We start from the raw sequence: 21,900 nt of genomic DNA on the forward strand, positions 1-21,900 counted from the left end.
TAACCAATAATTTTTAAGCAATAACTTTTAAGCAAATGGTAAAAGAAAAGTTTGTGCACTTACCTAGAAATACACGTAAAGGAGAACTTACTATGACAGATAGTAATCGATATTTAAGGTTTAAAGTATATGGCTTAGACTGTATTGAAGAAGTAAATGTCATCAAAAAAACTCTAAGTAAAAAAATACCAGCAGAAAATATGGAGTTTGATTTACTTAATGGTAAACTTTTAATAAACCAACAAGATATTTCTTCAAAAGAAATTATTTCTTTGATTAAAAAAGCTGGTTTAAACGCTATAGCTTGGGATAAATATTTATCAAATGGTAAAAATCCTAATTTCTTAAGTAAATATCTACGTTTAATCACAACGTCAATCTGTGGAATTTTAATTGCTTTTGCATATTTATTCCACTCTATTGACCATGGGTTTATGCACGCGTTTATAGGTAGTGAAAATGATTCTTCCGAGATATTTCTTTTTATATCACAGCTTAGCTACTTACTAGCTATAGTATTTGGTAGTTGGTTTGTTTTTCCAAAAGCAATATCTTCTATAAAACGTCTTGATGCTGATATGAATCTACTTATGGTAATAGCTATAGTTTGTGCTATTATTATTGGTCAACTTTTTGAAGCTGCAGTTGTAAGTTTTTTATTTGCTCTTTCTCTTATACTTGAATCATGGAGCGTTAGTAATGCTCGTTCAGCGATAACTAAGCTTATGAATTTAACGCCTGATACTGCGCTAGTTTATTGCTGTAATGACAAGCAATTTGAAGAAAAGCCTATAGCAGAAATCAATGTAGGCAAAAGAATACTTATAAAACCAGGTCAAAAAATTGCTCTTGATGGAATTATTATTAAAGGTAATAGCTTTATAAATCAAGCTCCAATAACTGGTGAATCGATCCCTGTAGAAAAACAAATTGAAGATGAAGTTTTTGCTGGGAGTATAAATGGAAACTCTGCTATTGAAATAAAAACAACAAAAACTGCTGATAACTCATCAATAGCAAAAGTTATTCAAGCTGTAGAACACGCGCAATCAAAACGTTCCAAAGCAGAAAAATGGGTCGATAAATTTGCAAGAATCTATACTCCCAGCATGATACTACTTGCTTTGATAATCGCCGTATTTGCACCGTTAATTTTGAATCAGCCTTGGGTCAACTGGATATACCAAGCTTTAGTTATTCTTGTAATAGCTTGCCCTTGCGCACTAGTAATATCAACCCCGATATCTATAGTCTCTAGTCTAGCAAAAGCAGCGCAAAATGGGGTTTTAATTAAAGGAGGTAATTTTATTGAAATCCCTGCAAAACTTAAAGCTATTGCTTTTGATAAGACAGGTACTCTAACTCAAGGGAAGCCTAGCGTAAAAGAAATTATAACTAATAATAACTTTTCAAAAAAGCAGTTAATAACTATTGCTGCTAGTCTAGAAAAAACAGTGGATCATCCCATTTCTAAAGCAATCATTGATTATGCTAACCAAAACAATATAAAAATTGAAGAAGCTGTAAACACTAAAGTTATAGGAGGTAAGGGGATTGCTGGAGAAATTGGAGATTCTTACTTCTGGCTTGGTAGCCATGCTTTTGCTCATGAAAAACAACTTTGTGAGGATACTTCACTACATAATCAGGCAGCAAAACTTGGAGATGATGGCTTTTCATTAATATTTGTAGGTAATAATCAAGAAGTAATTGGTACTATAGCCATACAAGATGGTATAAAGAATAATATCCAAAGTTCCTTAAAACAACTAAAAGCATTAGGGGTTGAGCAAACTGTAATGCTTACAGGTGATAATAAAGGTACAGCAAAAGCTATTGCAGAGCAGGCAGGGATTGATGACTTTTATGCTGAACTTTTACCTGAAGATAAAGTAACTAAAATTGAAGAACTTGTTAATAAATATAAAAATGTAGCAATGATTGGAGATGGTATAAATGATGCTCCGGCTCTTGCTAGATCTAATCTAGGTATTGCTATGGGAGCTATTGGTAATGACGTTGCGATAGAAACTGCAGATATTGCTCTAATGTCTGATGATATCAGTAAGCTACCGTGGTTAATCAAGCACTCACGAAAAACTCTAAATATAATAAAACAAAACATAACCTTTTCTATAGTTATAAAAGCCATTTTTATATCGTTAGCTATTGCCGATTTAGCCACCCTATGGATGGCGATTGCAGCAGATATGGGGGCAACTTTTATTGTTATAATAAATGCTTTAAGATTACTAAAATCTTAGATTATAAACTTTTATAGAGCAAATATGCGAATTACATTAAAACAACTTCAAGTTTTTGTAAATACTGCTAAAGCTGAATCAATAAGTATTGGTGCTGAAAAATGCTTTATCTCACAAGCAGCTGCAAGTATGTCATTATCACAACTTGAAAGTATGCTTGGTATAACTTTATTTGATAGGTTAGGTAAGCGTATGAAATTAAACTCTAATGGGCAAGCTCTCCTAAACCAAGCTATACAGATTATTGATAGAGTTTCAGAACTAGAATCTTTTGCTTATGAAGACAAGCCCCTAGCTGGTAAAATTACTATTGGAGCTAGTACAACAATAGCAAACTATATACTACCAAAACATCTTGCACGATTTAGAAACCTCTATCCTAACGTAGAAATAGAACTAATTTGTGATAATACCAAAGAAATAATACATAAAGTTGAAACCTTAACTTGTGATGTAGGCTTTGTTGAGGGATATTGTCACAATGATTGTATTGAGTCAACAATATGGCAAGAAGATAAGTTAGTAATTATGTCTAATATAAACCATCCTCTAGCAAATAAAAAAAATTTAAAGATAACAGATTTACTCGAATATAATTGGGTACTAAGAGAACAAGGATCAGGAACATTCGAAATATTTTCTAAAGCAATCAAAAACCATCTACCTCAACTAAAAAAAGAAATCATTTTTAACAACACAGAAGCTATAAAACAATATATCTCTAATAGCCAGTGTCTAACATGTTTATCTCATGCTATTGTAGAACAATCCTGGGACGCTACACAATACCAAATCTTAGATACCAAAGATTTAAATTTAAAAAGAAATTTTTATAAACTTTTACACAAAACAAAATATCATACAAACCTGACCCAAACATTTTGTCATTTTCTTGAGGAAGAAAACATATAAAGCTTGAATTTTGGTTAAAAATCATCATTATATTTATTGAGTAATTAATAATTAGGAGAATGCTAATATGTCATTAGGTGTAATACTACTTATAATCGTAGCAGCAGTTGCTATATATGTTGTTATGACTTATAACAAACTAATAGCTGAAATAGAAACTGTTAAAAATTCAGAAAAACAAATAGATGTACAACTTGACCGTAGAGCAAAAGTTTTTGACTCTTTAGTAAATGTTGTCAAGAAATATATGGACTATGAGCAAACTACTCTAAAAGATATAGTAGCTCTACGAAGCCAAGCCAACTCTGCAAAACAACATGGTGATGTTAAAACAAGAATAGCAGCTGAAAACCAAATATCTGAACTTGCAAAAGGTATAAATGTACAGTTTGAAAACTACCCGGAGTTAAAATCAAACCAAAATGTAATCCAGCTTCAAGAAGAAATAACATCTACCGAAAATAAGTTAGCTTTTGCAAAACAGGCTTTAAATGATTCTATAGAAAGGTATAATGCCCATAAAAAATCTTTCTTTGCTGGTATAGTTGTAAGTTTATTTAAAAAGCTAAATGAGAACTTCATCTATTGGAATATTTCTGAAGAGAAAAAACAACAACTAGAAGATACTAGAGTGGAACTATAAATGTCATCTACAGATAATCTACATTATGGCTCTGTAAACTGGCGTGAAGTTGTTCATAAAAATACCAGAAAAACATATCTAGTTATAGCTACCTTTTTGCTAGTGTTTTTCTTGCTTGGTATATTTGTAGACACAATATACAGATACAATGAAATTGCAAATGCCTATTATAGAGCTTATGGCATCGAACTACCTATATCAAAAGTGTTTTGGGCTCTAGCAACTTTTCAGTTAGTTCCTTATGCTACTATCATTATTTCTGGTATAGCAGTTATTTGGATATTTATAACTTTTAGCATGTATGACAAAATTATGCTTTCAGGGACTCAATACCAAGAAATCACCGCTGATGATCAAAGTCCTTTAGCACGTCGTGTTTATAATGTTGTCGAAGAAATGAAAGTTGCAGCTGGCATGAGATACATGCCAAAAGTATTTCTTATAAATGCTGACTATATGAATGCTTTTGCCTCTGGATACTCTGAAAAATCAGCTATGGTTGCTATTACAACAAAACTTGCTAATGCTCTAAACCGTGATGAGCTACAAGCCGTGATGGCGCATGAACTAACCCATATCCGTAATCAAGATATAAAACTGAACCTATTTACTATGGTTTTAGCAAATATGATGCTGATAATTATGGATTTCTTATTCTATTCAGTACTATTTTCAGGAAACACCAGTAATAGTAATAGCAATAATAATCGTAATAATAATGCAGCTGCATTTTTTATCATAATAATGATACTAAAATATGTCTTGCAAATATTCACCATATTTATGATGCTATTTTTAAGTCGTACAAGAGAGTATATGGCAGATGCTGGTGCAGTAGAGCTTATGAGAACTAACATGCCAATGGCTAATGCTTTGATTAAAATAGCTAATGATAATAAAAACCCCGAAACTCAATATAGCTACAAGCACACTAAAAATGAGAATCTACGTCGTGCTTCCTATATTTTTGATCCACTAAGTGCTGGGATCAATGGTGGTGATATGTCAGATTTATTTTCAACTCATCCTTCTATTGAGAAAAGATTAGCATCGATTGGTGTAAATAAAACCATAGGCTAGCAATTATCAAACGAATATACTATAATCGATTAAAGTTAGAGTTATCACTCTAATTCTTGTAAAAATTTCGAAAGACTATTATTAAGCCTAAAAGAGAGATAAATGTCAGAACAACAGCCACGTAAAAAATTATCATTAGATCGAAAGACGCTTACTACCAATAGAACGTCTAATATCAGTAGTAACTTAAAAAGCAAACTCCAAAATAAAAAAGAGAATAATATCTCAAATTTCTTGATGAATGCTAACAAAGAATTATCTAATCTTTATCAAGAAAGACAAAAGCTAGATGAGCAAATAAAACAAATTGAGCAGAGATTACTTTTTGCAAAAAGTGAACCCTTACAAGACTTTTTATTTGAACTAAAAACTAAAGATTTCGAGCTACTTACTAAAATTAACTCACATATAAGTAGTTTATAATTACTTCTAAGAGCGATAATCAAATCTATTTATACTTAGTAACTCAAGGTTTGCGATATTTATATAATGGTTTTTATTTTAACTAAAACACTGTATCAAAAATCTCTTGGATACCTTTTTTAGCTAAAGCAAGCATTTTAGCAAATTCCTCTTCAGAGAAGTGTTTGCCTTCAGCTGTGCCTTGTATTTCAATCATACCACCATTAGAATTTAAAACGACATTCATATCTGTCTCAGCGTTTGAATCTTCATCATAATCAAGATCAAGTACTGGCTGATTATTATAGATGCCTACCGAGACTGCAGCAACTTGAGAGTTTAAAGGTTTGGCATCTTCAGCTATTAACCCTTTTTCTTTCATATGATTAATAGCATCTTTTATAGCTAATGATGCTCCTGTTATAGATGCTGTACGTGTGCCACCATCAGCCTGAATCACATCACAATCGACTTTGATTGTATACTCACCAATAGCTGCTAAATCAACACTTGCTCGTAAAGCTCTACCTATCAAACGCTGGATCTCTTGAGTTCTGCCTGATTGTTTTCCTCTAGCTGCTTCTCGATCCATCCTTGTATGAGTAGAACGTGGTAACATACCATATTCAGCAGTTAACCACCCTTCTTTTGAGTCTTTTTTAAATCTTGGCACACCCTCTATTACTGATGCAGTACAAAGCACTTTCGTATCACCAAACTCAATAAGTACTGACCCTTCAGCATGTTTTATAAAATTATGAGTAACTTTGATATTTCTCAACTGGTCATTATTTCTGCCACTTGGACGCATTTTAAATCCTTTTAATTAATTTCACACCTTTATAAGTGTATAATTATACAAATCAAAAATAAAATAAAAACCTTTAAAGATTTAAGGGATTTAGATATATGGACTTTCATGTGGATGTTGACAGATTAAGCAACTCTAAACTCTATTGGCTTAATGATGTCAACAATTTAGTAGCTGGTTTAACCCAATTTTATGGAAAAATACGTCTAGATAAGATATCTCAACAAATTTTGAACACAAGTAGTTTTGAAAAAGACCTTTTAAAAGTAGATAGTGCTTTAGTAAGGCAAATAACACTATCTAAAGATAACCAGACTATAGTCTTTGCAAGAACCATTATTCCTAAATCAACGTATGATTTCTTTACTCAAGAATTAGATAATTTAGGTGACAAACCAATCGGTGATGCTCTACTATATAAAAAAAAATTCAATAGAAGCCAATTTATTATTAGAGAGTTACCAACACACGTATTTAAAAATGAGACAGGTTTAATCTCAAATCAAAACATATACTCTCGTAGCTCCATTTTCAGCTATATGCCTTCAGATAATTTAAAAGTCCTAATAACTGAATATTTTTTATGCCTACCGGAGTTTACAAAATGATAAATCAAAATAAATTAAAAGCTTATGCCATGCTAATGCGGCTACATAGACCCATTCCTATATTACTGATTTTATGGCCAACACTTACTTCTTTAGTATTAGCTAGTCATGGCTTACCAAGTTTAAAACTATTTATAATTTTTTCTTTAGGTGTATTAATTATGCGCACTGTTGGCTGTATCATAAACGATATAGCTGATATTGATTTTGATAAGCACGTTGCTCGTACTAGTACTAGACCATTAACTAGTGGTATTTTATCAGTTAAGAACGCTATTTATTTATGTATATCTCTTGCAATCATTGCTTTTATTTGTGTGTTATTTTTGAATATTTTTACGATCTTATTATCTTTTGTAGCTTTATTTTTAGCTACGTTATACCCATTCTGTAAAAGATTTTTTGCTATACCTCAGCTAGTACTGGGGCTGGCGTTTAATTTTGGTATATTAATGGCATTTTCAGCAATACAAGATAAACTACCTTTTGAAGCTTGGATATTTTATCTCGCCACGATATTTTGGACTGTTGCCTACGATACTATCTATGCTTTAGCTGATAGAGAGTATGACTTAAAAATAGGTATTAATTCTTCAGCTGTGACTTTTGGCAAAAATGTTTTTAGACATATCTTTGCATTTAACTTTTTAGCTTTAGCTTTTTTGATAATACTAGGAATTTACTGTGATTTTAATAGCATATTCTATATAGGGATCATTATTTGTGGATTTTTCTTTATTAGAAATTATTTTATTTATAAAAAGTTAGGAATATCCAACTGCATCAAAGCTTTTTCAGATAACCATTGGGTTGGCTTTATAATATTTGTAGCTATAATCACTCAATACTAATTTAGTAGCTAAGACACACCTGATTTTGATATTTGGAGCCGTACTAGAGTTTGAGTTTATATCAGTAGCCCTTGGTGATTATATTTATCTTTCTCTACCCTCAGTTAACTTATCGAGAGCTAATTTACTTTCATTACGCTTAACTTCGCATATCAATACTTTTTATCAATATCATTCTACGCAAAGTGGGGCTGTTGCAAGCTGGAATTAGATCGGTGGTAAAACCAATATTAAGACATTTATAGTCATAATCTTGTCCAAGCGTTATCATATACTTCCTTTTGATTTCTTAAATCACAGTAGTTATTTGTAGTCACTTCAATATTAGTCAGCTTATCAGTTAAAAGTTTTTTTTCATCTATGTAGTGTTTAGCTAACGCTATACAGTACAAGTACTTTAATTGATCTTTTTTAAAATCCTCTAACAATTCATTGGTTGATGATTTTTTTATATCATCGATTCTAAAATCCATAACTATAATTGGATTATCTAGGGCTTGTATTTTGAAGTAGTATGAACCATATTGGGAAAAATCAAAAGACCCAGGGCGGTTATGAGTTTGGTATTTATATTCAAAACTTTCTAATTTAAGTGGTTGCTTATATTCTTTCTCAAGAAGTTGCATAACTTCTTGTTTAACTTGCTGCTGTTGTTCTTTAGTTGCTTTTGGACTTATACTTCTTTGTGAATATCCAATAATTGGTGCTGACATTAATGCAACTGATGAACAACCAGATAAAAAAATAGATAAATATAATAGTGTTATTATTTTAAGCAGTCTTATCATACTAAACCTCTACTCGGTTACTAAAAGTATCAGTATTAAAACATACCCTATACTTAGTCTTTTGCTCTAAATTATCGCTTGATTTTAAAATATCTGAATTAAGTTTATTTACTTGTGTTTCTATTAAACTACCATCTGGTCGATATTCTTGATAACGATAGTTAGCTATCTCATGAAGAGTTTTAAAGTCCTTATAACTACCAGCACTATCTATCAACACTTTTTTACCAATATTTTCTGCAAGGTTAGCAACAATATCTCCGTTTCTAGCAAAAGATGTAAAATCAATATCTGACTTAAAGCTTGCATAATTAATTATTAATTTATCTGCTATACCTTGCCAACTATTACAATTTTTAGCTGCTAGCTTACACTGCCATGACTTAAAAGCTTTAATTGGATTTAAAGTCAAATAGTAAAGTGCTCCGTCCTCATTATTATATTTCATAAATGGGTCTGCTTCATTCTTAATACCAAAAGGTTCAAATCCTTTTGATGGTGATAGTCTAATTCCTCTAAATCTTTTATCTACAAAGTATACTGCTTGCATTTGTGCTATTGAGCCACCCAAGCTATGTCCTGCAAAGCCTATATGCTTAAGATTATAACTTTTAAGAAGGTACTTAACAAATTCTATAGCTGATTTTGTATGATTTGAAACTATTGCAACAGGTAAGCTTTTACCTAAAATAGCCATATCTCTAATATCTGTTTTAAGGAAGTCGTTATAGATACCATCAAAACTATTTAATCTTGTACCTCTGTTTATTACATATACACCTTTATTTTGCTTATCTCCAGCAGCTGCTACTGCGATACCATAGTAACCAACATCGTTACCTAATTGGCTACTTGTAGCTACTAATTTATATTTTGCTAATACCGGATAGTAATGATGAGGGTATTGTTCTAAAGCATCTTTTACATCTGAAGATAAAAGAGTCGTAGAAATTTTATTTAAAGTTTTTTTATCTAGGTTATAAATAAGATTCGAAATAGTTTTTTCTTTCCCTGCTCTATTATTAACAATATTCTCCAGCATCATACTCTCATACACCAACTCACAAAGCACGCTCGCATCTTTATCTGGCAAGTTTGTTAATATTTTATTTTCATAATGATCTATAGTTATATCATTATTATTCTCATATGGGTGAAAACTCATTAAACACCGCCAACACATTTATTATTTTTAAATTATTTATACATAAAGTTAAATAAAAATTCAAGCTATATAATTATTTTTAATTTAAATTTAGGAATATTTTGCATCTGTAAAGTTTCACAGCGTTATGACTATCAGTGAAGCTATTTAGATATAAAACACTATAAGAAACAAAAGAAAGGCTTATATCCAATTTAATAACATTAAATCCTCAACTCTTTCAAATTCTTTAATGTTATTAATTGCTAATGGTATGTTCAAAGATTTAGCATGGGCCGCAATAAATAAATCATTTGCCCCAAGCATTCCACCTGATTTCTCTAAGTCAGCTCTTATTCTACGATATTCAATGGGCGTGTTGAAATCTAATTTCTTAGCAACATTTTTAAAATTCCAATCGATACAAATTTACGATAAGTATGATTTCTCGGTACTAAGTCATTAAGATTTATCATTTATATTTGATTCATAGCTAAATAAATTTCAAGTAACTTTTATTGTATACTTTTTGGAAGATTTTCAGTTTATCATGTTTCAATGTTCTAAAAGCATTCTCAAAATAAATTCTCCCAAAGTTTTAGAGATTTCAATAATGGTATCTACACTGAACAATAAAAAGAGTATCATTATCGATTTTATAGACTAACCTATGTTCTCTATCTATTCTTCTTGACCAAAATCCTGATAGATCATATTTTAATGGTTCAGGATTGCCCGTGCCTTCAAAAGGGCTTTTTTTTACTTCCTTAATTAAACTATTTATTTTTTTTATTATTTTTTTGTCATAGCTTTGCCAATATAAATACTCTTCCCATGCTTCATCTGTAAATAAGAGTTTCATTCTAACAGCTCACGTTCTTTGATTTTACCATCTTCTAAAGAGCTTATAGATTTTCTTAATCTCTCAGCATTCTTAGGACTACGCATTAAGTACGAAGTTTCTTCGTATGAGTTAAAATCATCTAAAGAAATTAAAACTGCATTTGAACCATTTTTTCTGGTTATTATAAGTGGCTCATGATTTTCATTAACAAAATCTAGCATACTGGATAATTTTTCTCTAAAGAAAGAATATGTAGCTGTTTTCATAATTAATACCTTTAAAATACTTATTGTACTCAACATTGTACAATCATCTCAGGAAACTGTCAATAATATATAAAACTTAGTCAGAATAAACGCATCTAAATTATTGAAAAAATAGCCTAAAAATCTGCCGTGTAATATAATAAAAATTATTTACAAACGGTTATAAAACTCTATACTCCTAAAGCAAACCAGTACGGTTCAAAGGATTCTTCTGCTATTTCTACAATTAGTCCTATAAAGTCAGTGTAATCATTCTGTACATGAGCTTTATCTAGAGCGTTATAATGCCTAAGTCTTTTAGATATTGGTAATATTGCTGGTGGGTAGCCATATTGCATAAGCACCAAATTCATTAGAAGTCTCGAGGTTCTACCGTTACCGTCAATAAAAGGATGTATTTTTACAAACTCACTATGCAATTTAGCAGCCTGCTCTACTGGATGCAAGTTATTCCAAGATTTATAGTTTTTAATAAGGTCAAACATTAACTCGTTTAAATGTATATAGCTAGGTGGAATATGCTCAGCGCCACTTATTTTTACATTTATGTTTCTATATTTACCAGCATTGGTATTATCAATATTTTTAAGTATCAAGAAATGAATATCTTTAATCATCTTTTCAGACAATTCTTGATGAGCTTTTACAATATCCTCTAAAAAAAGAATAGCTTCTTTATGATTAATAGCCTCAAAATGTTCCCTAAGTGATTTACCACCTACAGTTATACCTTCCAACACTACTTTGGTTTCATTAACCGTAAGAGTATTACCTTCAATCGCGTTGGAATGGTATGTCCAGTCTACAATTAAATTATCATGTATATTAGTAACTATCTCTTCAGATAGTGGCCTAAAGCTATCAAGTTTAAATTTAAGCTGATCTATTTTATCAAAATTGTATTTACTCATAACTTACCTTACCATCCACAGAACAGTAACATTTACTCTTTTATTTTTATACCATTACTGCTAATTTTCTTTAGTATACACTATCCAACTATAGATCTGTTGATGCGATAGAAAGATTAATATCTCCATATGTAAAGAAATCAAGATCCTCACTTTTCCTATGACAAATATGCAAAGCCAAAGCACTTCCCCCAACAAACACATAGTCCTTTAGAAAATCACACGTATCAATTAACCTTAATAATAATTGCCTCGTTTTAGGAAGCAAGCAATCTAAGTTTTTCAGCTCTTTCATTTTTTAGATTCCTAAAATAATCTGTATCAACATTCATTCCGAAAAATACACGTGCTAGCATCAAATTTATCTTTATAAATCTCAAATCAGACTTAACACTTTTTTCCCAAACAGTAAAAATAAAAGAATATTCATACAGGTTAAACAAGCTAATAATATCATTATACTCAGCATACTTTAACGCATGCTCTATAATTAAAGCTTCTGAAAAATTCACATAATCACATTCTTTATCATAGCTCCAGAATAATCCCATACCTTTTAACTTATTGAATAAATCTTTCTTTAGCTGGTAATAGTTTGTATTTACTTTTGCTATTTTTTGCATATAAGCACACTGCATCTTTCTGTTGATACTTAATTGTAACATAAACCTCCACTTTGATAATAAGTTTGGCTAGCACCGTCTTCCCTGCTATTAGCTTTGATGAAACTATGAAGAGAGGAGAGCTTATAAAGGTTTTTGAAATTATAAAGGGTACTAAATCTAAGATACCTTTTGATTATGTAATTCTAATAAAGAATCATATTGACCATTTTTAATACGATAGAATGTTCCATTACTTATTTGATGTTTCTTCATAATATTAGCAACAGTTAAACTAGATGTTATATCATCTTTAACCTCTTTTATGGTTTCAGGTGATATAGACATTTTTCTACCTAGTCTTTTACCACTCTTTTTTGCTTTGAGTATACCCTCTTTTTGTCTCTCTCTGCGTATCTCATTTTCAAACTCTGCTACTGATGATAGTATTTGGAATGTTAACCTACCATAACTAGTAGTTGTGTCTATTTGTTGATCTATAACTACAAAGTTTACCTCTTTGTTTTGTAGCTGTTCTATTATTTTGCCCAAATGAAGCGAGCTACGAGCAATTCTATCGAGTTTTGTTACTACAAGGGTGTCATCACTATCTCTGACATAATCTAAGCATTTAAGAAGCTCAGGCCGCTTTTGATCCATAGCAGACTTTTTCTCTGTATAAATCTTTGTACATCCATAAGCTTTTAGTTTCTCAATTTGCAATTCTAGTGACTGTCCTACACTAGATACTCTAGCATATCCTACTATTGCCATTACGCTTTCCTGTAAGTGGATTAATTATAAAATACAATACCCTTTATTCTTTATGTCATTGTGTAGTCTATCTGGAGCTACATCAACACCGCAATCCCAAACAATGGTTTTTCCATTACCAATAAAAAACTTTCTAAACTCATCAGTCTTTTTAAGAGGCTCGAACACCCCTTTTAAATTTTCTTCATTAAAACATAATTCGCCTTTTAAACCATCAGCAAACTCAATCTCTAATTTTAAATGTTTTTTTATAATTTACATTCTTTATATCCCAATACATAATAACTCCTATATCAAAGGTTCAATTCTATTAGGGTGTTCCATATTTTCACATAAATTCCAATTCTTAAGAAGTTCTTCTTGATGTATCTCTGCCCAATCTAAAACAAGGTTTAATCCTCTTCGTGGTAAAATCCCTTCCATGATTTCTAATGTTTTTATATTAACTACTTCTTTATCTTGATAAATGGCATGGAAATGTGGTGGGTTATGTTCATTCCAATACATATATATTATAATTCCATAAAATTCACTAATACTAGGCATACCCACAAAAATATCTAAAGCTTTATTTTAAATATATTATGGAGTATATTTTGGAGTGTGTCAATAGATTCTTACAATAAAGTACTTTTGTAAATACAAAATCTTAAAAGTCTTGAAGTTCTTCCATCAACATCAATAAAAGGATATATTTTTACAAATTCACTATGCAATTTAGCAGCCTGCTCTACTGGATGTAATACCAATTCCAACATAAATTGTTGCATTTATCCCAAAGGAGTTTATGACTAATTTAAGTTTTTGATGTGCAGGCAATAGCAGTGGCTATTGGCAAATATTAAAGGATTAATTAGGTATGAAATACAAAGTTAGAAAGTAATAATATGGGTTGGAATTGGTATAAGTTAGGGCTAATTGAAAAAATGGCTCTATCTATCTTTTAATTTACACTCTCAAACATTTGATTATCTGTATAATAGATATTATAATATACCTTATGTAGGTAAAATTGGTTTTTAGGCTATTATTGTGTCTGTACTACTTAAGTCACCCTATGAAATGGCAAAAGATATCGCAAAACGAGCACAAGCTAAACGTTTGAGCCTCAATCTTAGTCAGCAAACCTTATCTAAAGTATCTGGAGTAAGCTATGGTACATTGAAAAAATTTGAACGAACTGGACAAATATCACTTGAATCACTTTTAAAAATTGCTATTGTTTTAGATGAATTTGAGAAATTTGAACAGCTCTTTGTAAAGAACGCTGAAGAGATCCCTACCTCTTTAGATGAATTACTGGTAGAAGAAAGCACCAGAAAAAGAGGTAGAAAATGAAATTTACGCCTACAAAAATTGTTTACGTTTATTATAAACCTCAGGATGAAAAAATCCTTGTTGGGCGCTTAGCAGTTAAATCCCACAAATTATTCTTTGAATATGACGTTAATTTCCTCAAAACAGGGCTTAATTTATCACCTTTTAAGTTACAACTTAAAGCAGGAATAATACCATCAGAAGACTTTACTTTTGATGGTATGTTTGGTGTTTTTAATGATAGCCTACCAGATGGTTGGGGACGTTTATTGCTTGATCGTGCTCTTGTTAAACATGATATTAATCCGGGTTCTTTGTCTTTATTAGATAGGCTTTGTTTTGTAGGTTCACATGGTATGGGAGCTCTTACTTATGAACCTGAAACAGAAAATGCTCCTTTATTATCTCATGCTTCTTTAGACGAAATCGCTCAAGAGATCTCTGAATTCCAGAAACATGATGATGATAGCTATGTAGAAGATTTGCTAAAGCTTAGCGGTTCATCTGCTGGTGCTAGACCTAAAATACTTATTGACATTAAGGGTGAACACTGGCTTATTAAATTCCCATCTAGTACTGATCCAAAAGATATTGGCGCTATAGAATATGCCTACCATCTCATGGCACAAGATGCTGGTCTTGAAGTACCAAATGCTAAGCTTTTTCCCTCTACTCAAGGATTAGGATTCTTTGGTAGTAAACGCTTTGATAGAAATGATTGTGAAAGAATTCATATGCATACAATAAGTGGACTCTTACATGCTGATCATAGAATTCCGAGCCTAGACTATCAAATGATTATGAAAGCAACCATGTATCTTACCCGTAATATGAATTGTTGCGAAAAACAGTATAGGCAATGTGTATTTAATATTCTGAGTCATAACCGTGATGATCATGCTAAGAATTTTTCATTTTTAATGGCTAAAGATGGCTCATGGCGTATGTCACCATCTTATGATCTTACATTTTCATCAGGTCCTAGTGGTGAACATTGCTCTATGATTATGGGGGAAGGAAAAAACCCAGGTATTTCTCATCTTCTAGAACTTGCAAAAATAAGTAATATTAAAAAAAACGTTGCTTTATGTATAATTAGTGAGGTAAAAGCAGCTGTTGCTAAATGGTCTGAATTTGCACAAATGGTAGGTGTTAGTAACACAAACATAAAATTGATTGATTCAGCTATAAAGGAAATTATTAAAGAGAATTTTTAATAACAAAACACACATAAAAATGCCTAAAAAATTGAAGTTTTTTAGCGATATGGAAGATGTACAAGCTATGGAATTCTTGACTGAAAAAATGAAAGGCACACTAACAAACGAAGAGTTTTTTGAAACTATGAAGAGAGGGACTATTTAAGCATCTTATCAATATCAGCTAAGGATAATAATTTATAATCTATCTTATAATCATTATACTGATTAACTAATTTCTGAGACTTTAATATTAACTTGTTAAGAGCTAATTTATTTTCATTAAGCTTAACTTCGCATATTAATATTTTTCTACCAATATCATCTATAGCTACTACATCTATCTCATTTTTATTGCCTCTTTCCCAGTATGAACCTATTTTTGTGTAAACTTGAGTGTCTTTAAATATCTCAACAAACAGTCTTTCTAAAACTTTTCCTTTAAATATCGATATATCCCTATAAATTATCTCTTTTAATTTTAAAAAGTTTTCAGCTTCAACTAAGGACTGATATTTAAATATAAACCTAAACCAAAAGGCTAAAAATATATCAACAATCTCATATTTTTGTACTTTTGAATTTGGCTTTGCATTAATAGGTTTTATAGATCTAATAATAGAGTAATCGTGCTCTAAGCGATGTAAATGACCAGAAATATTACTTTGTAAAATAGACTCTATCTCAGGACGAGAGGTTTTAGATTCCGCTATTAAGCTAAGTATTGAAAAATAAGTACCATAATCTTTTCCGAACTCTTCTATTAATCGGTTTTTCCCCTCGTTTAAAAATATCGAGTTTGGTTCTATAATAACGTCTATCATTGATCGCAGTTCAAAACTATTGTATAAACTGAAAAGCTCTATATATTTTGCCACTCCACCAGTTAAAGAATAAAAATCAAGCATATTATCAGTAGTATAACTCTGATTATCTTGTAATATTTCCTTTAATACACTTGGACTAAACGGTTTTAACTCTATTTTAAAATCACAACGCCCAAATAATGGCTCACTACTATCTTCATATATTTTTTTCATAAGATGGTATATAGAGCCACATGTTATCAAGTGAATTTTTGAAGTATTTTTATTCAAGTCCCAAAGCTTCTGCATACTCGAATATATACTAGGATTAATCCTAAGAAACTCCTGAAATTCATCAATAACAATTGTAAAAGACTGTGTTTTACCCAACTCTAAAAGGTACTCAAAAATATCTTCAAACCTTGTTAATTCACCAAAGATTTTAACACCTAGCTTGTTTATAATTTCCTCACAAAAATCTTGGCATAATAAAGCTTCAGCCTTCTTTGATACGAATAAATATAAAACCTTATCTTTTGTATAGCTATGTAACGCTAGTGTAGTCTTGCCTATCCTACGCCTACCAATAAGCATAGTCATTACAGATTGCTTAGACTTAAGCATGTCTGCTTTTGATAAAATGGCTAGTTCACTTTCTCGATTATAGAATTTCATGATTATAAAAACAACCGTTATGATAACTGTCATCATTATAATCAAACTAAGAAAATTAAACAAGGAGTATGACCTTCTACTAAACTACTAAACTCAATCATAAAGCTAGTGTTAAAGTGCTTGACCCACCAAATTTATGTCTTAACTAGGGATTGGTGTATCCAAATATCAAAAATATTAATAAAACTTAAAGAAAAACTTTAGAATAGTCTCTTGATATGCTCAGCATTAAAAAATTAACCTTAAATCACCCAAATCAATCAAGATTTCAACAGGGCCCTTATCGGTGTTGCGATGACATCGGCTTGTAAATATTTAGCTGTCAATACACCTAAAATATCACCTTTTAGCCAGTTACCACGCTCATCACTAACTAGTGGCCTATCAGCATCACCATCAGTTGAAACTATACTATCAATTTTATATTCGCTTGCCCACTGCTTGGCAAGCTTCACATCTTCTTGACGAATTGCCTCGGTATCTACAGATACAAATCTTTCAGAGAATCCAAGCAAAATAATCTCAGCTCCTAATTTCTCAAGAATTTCTTTGATTATTTTACGTCCTACAGATGAATGTTGATAAAGCCCCATAGTTTTACCTAATAGACAGTTTTTTGGGAAAAAATCTACATATCTATCTACATACTGCGTATATGCTTGCTTACAAGGTTCTAGTAATTCGAGTTTTTGTAAAAACATACCATTTTTATCAAAAGTGCCTTCATCAATGCTGATAGTTTGGCTAACAATTATTTACTCATCTTCTTTGAGAACTTCACCATATGGAGTATTAAACTTAATACCATTTCTATCCTCTGGAATATGACTACCAGTAACCATAACTGACGGTATCTGATTAGATATACCATACAACATCACAGCTGGTGACGGTATCTCGCCACAATATATTGGCTCATAGCCACTATCTAATATTGCTCTGATAACAGCTTTTGTTATTCTAGGGCTACTTTCACGTAGATCATGAGCTATAGCAATTTTAGCACCTTTAGCAATAGAATATTTCTGCTCTAGAAATTGAATAAAAGCTTTTGTATAAAGCCAACAGATTTTATCTGTCATAGCTGAAACAAGCCCTCTAACTCCACTATTACCAAACTTTACGCCACTAGATTTGATTATTTCTTTTATTATAGTTTGTCTCATTGTATTTTTTCTATCTAATAGTTTTTATATTAACTACTTGTATCTAGTCGAATAATATCATCTTCACTTATATATTCTCCCACTTGCACTTCTATAAGAATGACTGGAATTTTACCATTATTTTCAAGTCTGTGAGATTCACCTATTTTTATATATACTGACTCATTTGGTCTAACAATTGACTTTGTAGTACCAATAGTTACAGTAGCAGTTCCAGAAATTACAATCCAATGTTCACTACGATGATAATGTTGCTGTAATGATAACTTCTTGCCTGGTTCAAGTTGAATCGCCTGTATCTTATAGCCAGATTTATCTTCTAATATCGTCGCTGAACCCCAAGGTTTATAAATTTGTTTATGCTGTAATAGCTCGCTACGTTGCTGAATTTTCAAATTTTCTACTATTTTTTTGACATCTTGAGTTTTATTTTTATCTGCTACTAATATAGCATCTGCCGTTTCAACAATTATTAAATCATTAACTCCAACTGCAGCCAATAAACGATCATGCGAGCGTAAATAACTATTTTTGACATTACTAGTAATCACATCGCCAATAACCACATTACCACAACTATCTTTTGCAGCAATATCATACAAAGAATCCCAAGAACCAACATCAGACCAGCCACTTTGTTGCATAGGTACTATAGCAACATTAGTCGCCTTCTCCATAACTGCATAATCTATCGATTGTGATTGAACTGTAGCAAAGCTTTGTTTATCAAAACGGACAAAATCTAAATCATGCTGTGACTTTTGATAAGTTTTTTTACATCCACTATAAATATCTGGCTGTAACTTCTCTAAAGCCTCTAAATAAGCTCTAGCTGTGAACATAAACATACCGCTATTCCAATAGTATTTCCCACTATCTAAATACTCTTGTGCGACAGTTGCGCTAGGTTTCTCAACAAACTTATCTACCTTATAAACTCCACTTATCGTAGTTTGTACCCCTTGTTTAATATAACCATAGCCTTCATGAGGACAAGTTGGCGTAATCCCAAAGGTGACTAAAGAGTCATCTTTAAGAACTTTTTGCTGTGCTTTTTCGATAGCTTGATAAAAAACCTCTAAATTCTCAATATGATGATCGGCAGCTAAAACTAGCATAATTGTATTTGGGTCATTAGTAGCTAAATGTAGTGCTACAAGTGCAATTGCTGGAGCAGTATTTTTAGCTAATGGCTCTAGGAGTATATCGCCTTTTTTATTGATTTTCCGCAACACTTCAGCAACTTGAAATCTATGACTTTCATTACAGACAACTACAGGTGAAGTTATATCCTTGACATTATCTAGTCGCTTAATTGTATTTTCTAGTAGACTATGTTCATCAACTAAACCTATAAACTGCTTTGGCGATGCTTCACGAGATAATGGCCACAATCTCGAGCCAGACCCTCCAGATAAAATAGTAGGTACGATCATTTGTAAAAACTAATAATTTTAATACTGGTAATTATACATGAATGTTATTGTTTCTTAAAAAATATCTATTAACTTCTATAGTATATTATCGCCCCTTTTCTTCAGAAAAATCGCTAATGGGTCTGTTGCAAGCATAGTCGATTTGGGTGATTTAAGGTTAATATTTTAATTCTGAGTATCTCGAGCAACTATTATAAAGTTATTCTTTATTTTTTATTAATATTTTCGATATTTTGATACACTGATCCCTAGTTAAGGCATAAATTTGGTGGGTCAAGTACTACAAGACGTTTAAGATTGAAGCAAATAGATTTCATTAACTCAGCAAAGTGATTCTTTGAAACTCTCCTGTATCTAACACGTTTATTCTGATGAGCAAACACTCTTTCATAAGGTGAGCGTATAGCACTAAACCATTTGTCTTGATCATGGTTTTTACCAAGCATATTATTAGACTTCCTCGGAAACTAGATTTTATGTAAACTTTAACAAAATTTGCAATTGTCAGCTTTAGATTTCAACACGCCCATAATGTGCAGAAAAGTGTATCTATAGCTAGTCGACTTTGTAATTAAATTGAGTTAAAAAATATGCAAGATGGATTAATCTCATTTTTAATAACACTTAGAACTGTACATCTATTCAAATACTTACTTATCTTAGCATTATTTATATAGTTTTTATAAAGCTTTTAATCCTTCTTGCAAAATATATACCTAAAGCCATAAAAAAATTATACTTTTTCAAAGACTCAAAATACTCTCTATATATTCTTAAAGAAGCGCTCTTCGACTGAGACACACCACCAGCTCTAAAGTAACACACTACAATATCCATTTTATTAAAAGACTTTCTTGAATATTTCGCATTTAGATATTGGTCATAATCTGCTGATATTTTTAATTTCAAATCAAACTTAGTGGTTTTTAAGTAATCTACTCTAGCAAATAGTGACTGATGGCAGTAAGGCAAGTTTCTATGAATTAATTTACCTCTGCTCTTAATTATATTAGATCTTTTTATATCATCAAAGAAAAGTGCCGTATCTCCGTATACAAAGGTATACTCTCTTTGCAAATAGTTTAGTACACTCGCTAAAGTACTATTCGAATAGAACATATCTCCCGCGTTCATAAAATTAATCCAATCACCAGTAGCTAAACTAATTCCCTTATTCATAGCATCGTAAATACCATTATCAGGCTCACTAACCCAATAATCTATTTGTGATTCATATCTTTTTATAATCTCTAACGTACTATCACTAGAGCCGCCATCTATGATTATATACTCTAGATTGTCATAAGTTTGGTTTATCACGCTTTTGATAGTTTCTTCTAGAAATTTCTCACCATTATAAACAACCGTTATAACTGTGATTAAAGGTTTATCTTTTTGTGATTTTTTTTCTATACCTTGAAATTGTAAACGAATACATTGTTTTTGCGTTTTATTAAAACTTTTCATCATAAATCACCAGAAGATTTTTTTAACCATCTTTTTGACCAAAAAAAAGTAGTTTAAACTAAAATTTTTATTCAATACATAAAAGTCAGAAATATTACGTAAGTTATACTTATATGTAAATTTAGAATATTTTACCAATAACCATGATACCATGACGTTATTTTTTCTTATCAAACTATCTCTATAGTTCTCTATAAAATATGCTTTAACTAGTGCGTAATGTAAAGGCAATTTCCCATCATCTGATTTAACACTAATAGAATCAGCATGTGCTCGAAAGAATGATAACTTTTCATTAACAAAAGCAAATTTTTTATATTGGTGTGCTGTAAGTAAAAAAATTAACAAATCATTACCTATAGCATGCATCGAAAAATCACTATTAACTTTATTCGGGATATTAACCAATAAATTTGACTTTAAATCCTTAAGCCTAAACAAAGCACATCCAGGAGAAACTGGATAATTCACATCAAACAAAACTCCATTAATATAGCTTTCACTTGAGTATGTATTTGATTCTCCCATGCAAAAAACATCACTTTCATTAGAACCATTATTCTGAAAAATTTCAGTTTTAGTATAGACAAATCCCACATCATGATTTTCTAAATATGGTAAAGTTTTTTCTAAAAACTCAGGAGCTATCAAATCATCAGACCAAAGTATCTTCCCATACTCTCCACTAGCTTCATCTATACATCTTTTCCAATTTCTCACTGGCCCAATATTTGTTTCGTTTTGAAAGATTTTTATCCTATCATCTTTTGATGCAAGTTTTTGTAATATATCCCAAGTTTTATCTGTACTTTTATTATCTACAATAATTATCTCAATATTTTCGTAAGTTTGAGCGAGAGCACTTTGAACTGTTTCTTCTATTAAATGTTCCCTATTATAAACTGGTATTAAAATACTTACTAGTGAATACATA

At 31.1% G+C, this 21,900-nt stretch carries 28 protein-coding genes and 1 pseudogene; 10 read left to right on the top strand and 19 right to left on the bottom strand.

Features of this window, described 5'->3' with window-relative positions; all coding sequences use genetic code 11:
* The first annotated feature begins 92 nt into the window (after positions 1-92).
* From E3E15_RS05505 to E3E15_RS05525, 5 genes are all read left to right on the top strand, one after another.
* Entirely contained in the window at positions 93-2,264 is a 2,172-nt protein-coding gene (locus E3E15_RS05505) for a heavy metal translocating P-type ATPase (protein WP_172106898.1), read from the top strand.
* 24 nt (positions 2,265-2,288) lie between these two features.
* Positions 2,289-3,176, top strand: a complete 888-nt coding sequence (locus tag E3E15_RS05510; protein WP_172106899.1) for a LysR substrate-binding domain-containing protein — start codon at positions 2,289-2,291, stop codon at positions 3,174-3,176.
* Between the two features lie 67 nt (positions 3,177-3,243).
* Complete coding sequence (locus tag E3E15_RS05515) at positions 3,244-3,819, top strand: LemA family protein (RefSeq protein ID WP_035719769.1); 576 nt, start codon at positions 3,244-3,246, stop codon at positions 3,817-3,819.
* Positions 3,820-4,899 carry a zinc metalloprotease HtpX gene (gene htpX / locus E3E15_RS05520; protein ID WP_172106900.1) on the top strand — a complete coding sequence of 360 codons (1,080 nt, stop codon included), beginning with the start codon at positions 3,820-3,822 and terminating at the stop codon, positions 4,897-4,899. It abuts the gene before it with no gap.
* A 102-nt stretch (positions 4,900-5,001) separates the two neighbouring features.
* A complete protein-coding gene (locus E3E15_RS05525) occupies positions 5,002-5,322 on the top strand; it encodes a hypothetical protein (protein ID WP_172106901.1) in 321 nt (106 codons plus the stop codon).
* A gap of 82 nt (positions 5,323-5,404) precedes the next feature.
* On the opposite strand, the gene rph is transcribed toward E3E15_RS05525, so the two are convergent.
* Complete coding sequence (rph, locus tag E3E15_RS05530) at positions 5,405-6,112, bottom strand: ribonuclease PH (protein WP_035719772.1); 708 nt, start codon at positions 6,110-6,112, stop codon at positions 5,405-5,407.
* Positions 6,113-6,210: 98 nt separating this feature from the next.
* Here rph and E3E15_RS05535 point away from each other — a divergent pair, with 98 nt between their 5' ends.
* Positions 6,211-6,720: a chorismate--pyruvate lyase family protein gene (locus E3E15_RS05535; protein ID WP_172106902.1), complete on the top strand. Its 510-nt coding sequence runs from the start codon at positions 6,211-6,213 to the stop codon at positions 6,718-6,720.
* Positions 6,717-7,571 (top strand): 4-hydroxybenzoate octaprenyltransferase, encoded by an 855-nt coding sequence (gene ubiA, locus E3E15_RS05540; protein ID WP_172106903.1) that lies wholly within the window; start codon positions 6,717-6,719, stop codon positions 7,569-7,571. The genes E3E15_RS05535 and ubiA overlap by 4 nt, the downstream gene beginning before the upstream one ends.
* Positions 7,572-7,816: 245 nt before the next feature.
* Here ubiA and E3E15_RS05545 read toward each other — a convergent pair whose 3' ends face one another.
* The 12 genes from E3E15_RS05545 to E3E15_RS05595 form a co-directional block, all read right to left on the bottom strand.
* Positions 7,817-8,359 carry a hypothetical protein gene (locus E3E15_RS05545; protein WP_172106904.1) on the bottom strand — a complete coding sequence of 181 codons (543 nt, stop codon included), beginning with the start codon at positions 8,357-8,359 and terminating at the stop codon, positions 7,817-7,819.
* A gap of 1 nt (position 8,360) precedes the next feature.
* The gene (locus tag E3E15_RS05550; RefSeq protein WP_172106905.1) at positions 8,361-9,524 is read right to left on the bottom strand and encodes a lipase family protein; all 1,164 of its coding nucleotides are present in this window, start codon (positions 9,522-9,524) and stop codon (positions 8,361-8,363) included.
* A 183-nt stretch (positions 9,525-9,707) separates the two neighbouring features.
* A complete protein-coding gene (locus E3E15_RS07990) occupies positions 9,708-9,932 on the bottom strand; it encodes a PIN domain-containing protein (RefSeq protein ID WP_425352920.1) in 225 nt (74 codons plus the stop codon).
* A gap of 178 nt (positions 9,933-10,110) precedes the next feature.
* Positions 10,111-10,365: a Txe/YoeB family addiction module toxin gene (locus E3E15_RS05555; RefSeq protein ID WP_172106906.1), complete on the bottom strand. Its 255-nt coding sequence runs from the start codon at positions 10,363-10,365 to the stop codon at positions 10,111-10,113.
* Complete coding sequence (locus tag E3E15_RS05560) at positions 10,362-10,613, bottom strand: type II toxin-antitoxin system Phd/YefM family antitoxin (protein ID WP_035719783.1); 252 nt, start codon at positions 10,611-10,613, stop codon at positions 10,362-10,364. Before E3E15_RS05560 ends, E3E15_RS05555 begins: the two co-directional genes overlap by 4 nt.
* A 170-nt stretch (positions 10,614-10,783) precedes the next feature.
* The gene (locus tag E3E15_RS05565; RefSeq protein WP_172106907.1) at positions 10,784-11,524 is read right to left on the bottom strand and encodes a Fic family protein; all 741 of its coding nucleotides are present in this window, start codon (positions 11,522-11,524) and stop codon (positions 10,784-10,786) included.
* A gap of 88 nt (positions 11,525-11,612) precedes the next feature.
* Complete coding sequence (locus E3E15_RS07995; protein ID WP_172106908.1) at positions 11,613-11,819, bottom strand: nucleotidyl transferase AbiEii/AbiGii toxin family protein; 207 nt, start codon at positions 11,817-11,819, stop codon at positions 11,613-11,615.
* Positions 11,782-12,189 carry a hypothetical protein gene (locus E3E15_RS05575; protein WP_172106909.1) on the bottom strand — a complete coding sequence of 136 codons (408 nt, stop codon included), beginning with the start codon at positions 12,187-12,189 and terminating at the stop codon, positions 11,782-11,784. The genes E3E15_RS07995 and E3E15_RS05575 overlap by 38 nt, the downstream gene beginning before the upstream one ends.
* Before the next feature lie 117 nt (positions 12,190-12,306).
* Complete coding sequence (locus E3E15_RS05580; protein ID WP_172106910.1) at positions 12,307-12,900, bottom strand: recombinase family protein; 594 nt, start codon at positions 12,898-12,900, stop codon at positions 12,307-12,309.
* Between the two features lie 24 nt (positions 12,901-12,924).
* Positions 12,925-13,155 carry a DUF2442 domain-containing protein gene (locus E3E15_RS08000; protein ID WP_172107240.1) on the bottom strand — a complete coding sequence of 77 codons (231 nt, stop codon included), beginning with the start codon at positions 13,153-13,155 and terminating at the stop codon, positions 12,925-12,927.
* Positions 13,156-13,188: 33 nt separating this feature from the next.
* Positions 13,189-13,446, bottom strand: coding sequence for a DUF4160 domain-containing protein (locus E3E15_RS05590; RefSeq protein ID WP_172106911.1), 258 nt, complete (start codon positions 13,444-13,446; stop codon positions 13,189-13,191).
* A 71-nt stretch (positions 13,447-13,517) separates the two neighbouring features.
* Positions 13,518-13,670 carry a Fic family protein gene (locus tag E3E15_RS05595; protein WP_155960878.1) on the bottom strand — a complete coding sequence of 51 codons (153 nt, stop codon included), beginning with the start codon at positions 13,668-13,670 and terminating at the stop codon, positions 13,518-13,520.
* A gap of 262 nt (positions 13,671-13,932) precedes the next feature.
* On the opposite strand from E3E15_RS05595, the gene E3E15_RS05600 reads away from it, so the two are divergent.
* From E3E15_RS05600 to E3E15_RS07955, 3 genes are read left to right on the top strand one after another with little or no spacing between them, the layout of a single operon-like run.
* Positions 13,933-14,238, top strand: coding sequence for a helix-turn-helix domain-containing protein (locus E3E15_RS05600; RefSeq protein ID WP_209451674.1), 306 nt, complete (start codon positions 13,933-13,935; stop codon positions 14,236-14,238).
* Entirely contained in the window at positions 14,235-15,434 is a 1,200-nt protein-coding gene (locus tag E3E15_RS05605) for a type II toxin-antitoxin system HipA family toxin (protein ID WP_172106912.1), read from the top strand. The genes E3E15_RS05600 and E3E15_RS05605 overlap by 4 nt, the downstream gene beginning before the upstream one ends.
* A gap of 19 nt (positions 15,435-15,453) precedes the next feature.
* Entirely contained in the window at positions 15,454-15,582 is a 129-nt protein-coding gene (locus E3E15_RS07955; RefSeq protein ID WP_280954108.1) for a hypothetical protein, read from the top strand.
* Here the strand turns inward: E3E15_RS07955 and E3E15_RS05610 are convergent.
* From E3E15_RS05610 to E3E15_RS05635, 6 genes and pseudogenes are all read right to left on the bottom strand, one after another.
* Positions 15,575-16,897, bottom strand: coding sequence for an ATP-binding protein (locus tag E3E15_RS05610; protein WP_172106913.1), 1,323 nt, complete (start codon positions 16,895-16,897; stop codon positions 15,575-15,577). The genes E3E15_RS07955 and E3E15_RS05610 overlap by 8 nt on opposite strands.
* 281 nt (positions 16,898-17,178) lie before the next feature.
* A pseudogene (locus E3E15_RS05615) lies at positions 17,179-18,063 on the bottom strand (phosphohexomutase domain-containing protein); the annotation flags it as partial.
* A gap of 29 nt (positions 18,064-18,092) precedes the next feature.
* Positions 18,093-19,499: a mannose-1-phosphate guanylyltransferase/mannose-6-phosphate isomerase gene (locus E3E15_RS05620; RefSeq protein ID WP_172106914.1), complete on the bottom strand. Its 1,407-nt coding sequence runs from the start codon at positions 19,497-19,499 to the stop codon at positions 18,093-18,095.
* A 248-nt stretch (positions 19,500-19,747) separates the two neighbouring features.
* The gene (locus E3E15_RS05625; RefSeq protein WP_172106915.1) at positions 19,748-19,945 is read right to left on the bottom strand and encodes a hypothetical protein; all 198 of its coding nucleotides are present in this window, start codon (positions 19,943-19,945) and stop codon (positions 19,748-19,750) included.
* Between the two features lie 223 nt (positions 19,946-20,168).
* Positions 20,169-20,969 (bottom strand): glycosyltransferase family 2 protein, encoded by an 801-nt coding sequence (locus E3E15_RS05630; RefSeq protein ID WP_245313651.1) that lies wholly within the window; start codon positions 20,967-20,969, stop codon positions 20,169-20,171.
* Between the two features lie 3 nt (positions 20,970-20,972).
* Positions 20,973-21,899, bottom strand: a complete 927-nt coding sequence (locus E3E15_RS05635) for a glycosyltransferase family 2 protein (RefSeq protein WP_172106916.1) — start codon at positions 21,897-21,899, stop codon at positions 20,973-20,975.
* Position 21,900: the final 1 nt, after the last annotated feature.

The sequence above is a fragment of the Allofrancisella frigidaquae genome (assembly GCF_012222825.1).
Classification (GTDB): Bacteria; Pseudomonadota; Gammaproteobacteria; order Francisellales; family Francisellaceae; genus Francisella; species Francisella frigidaquae.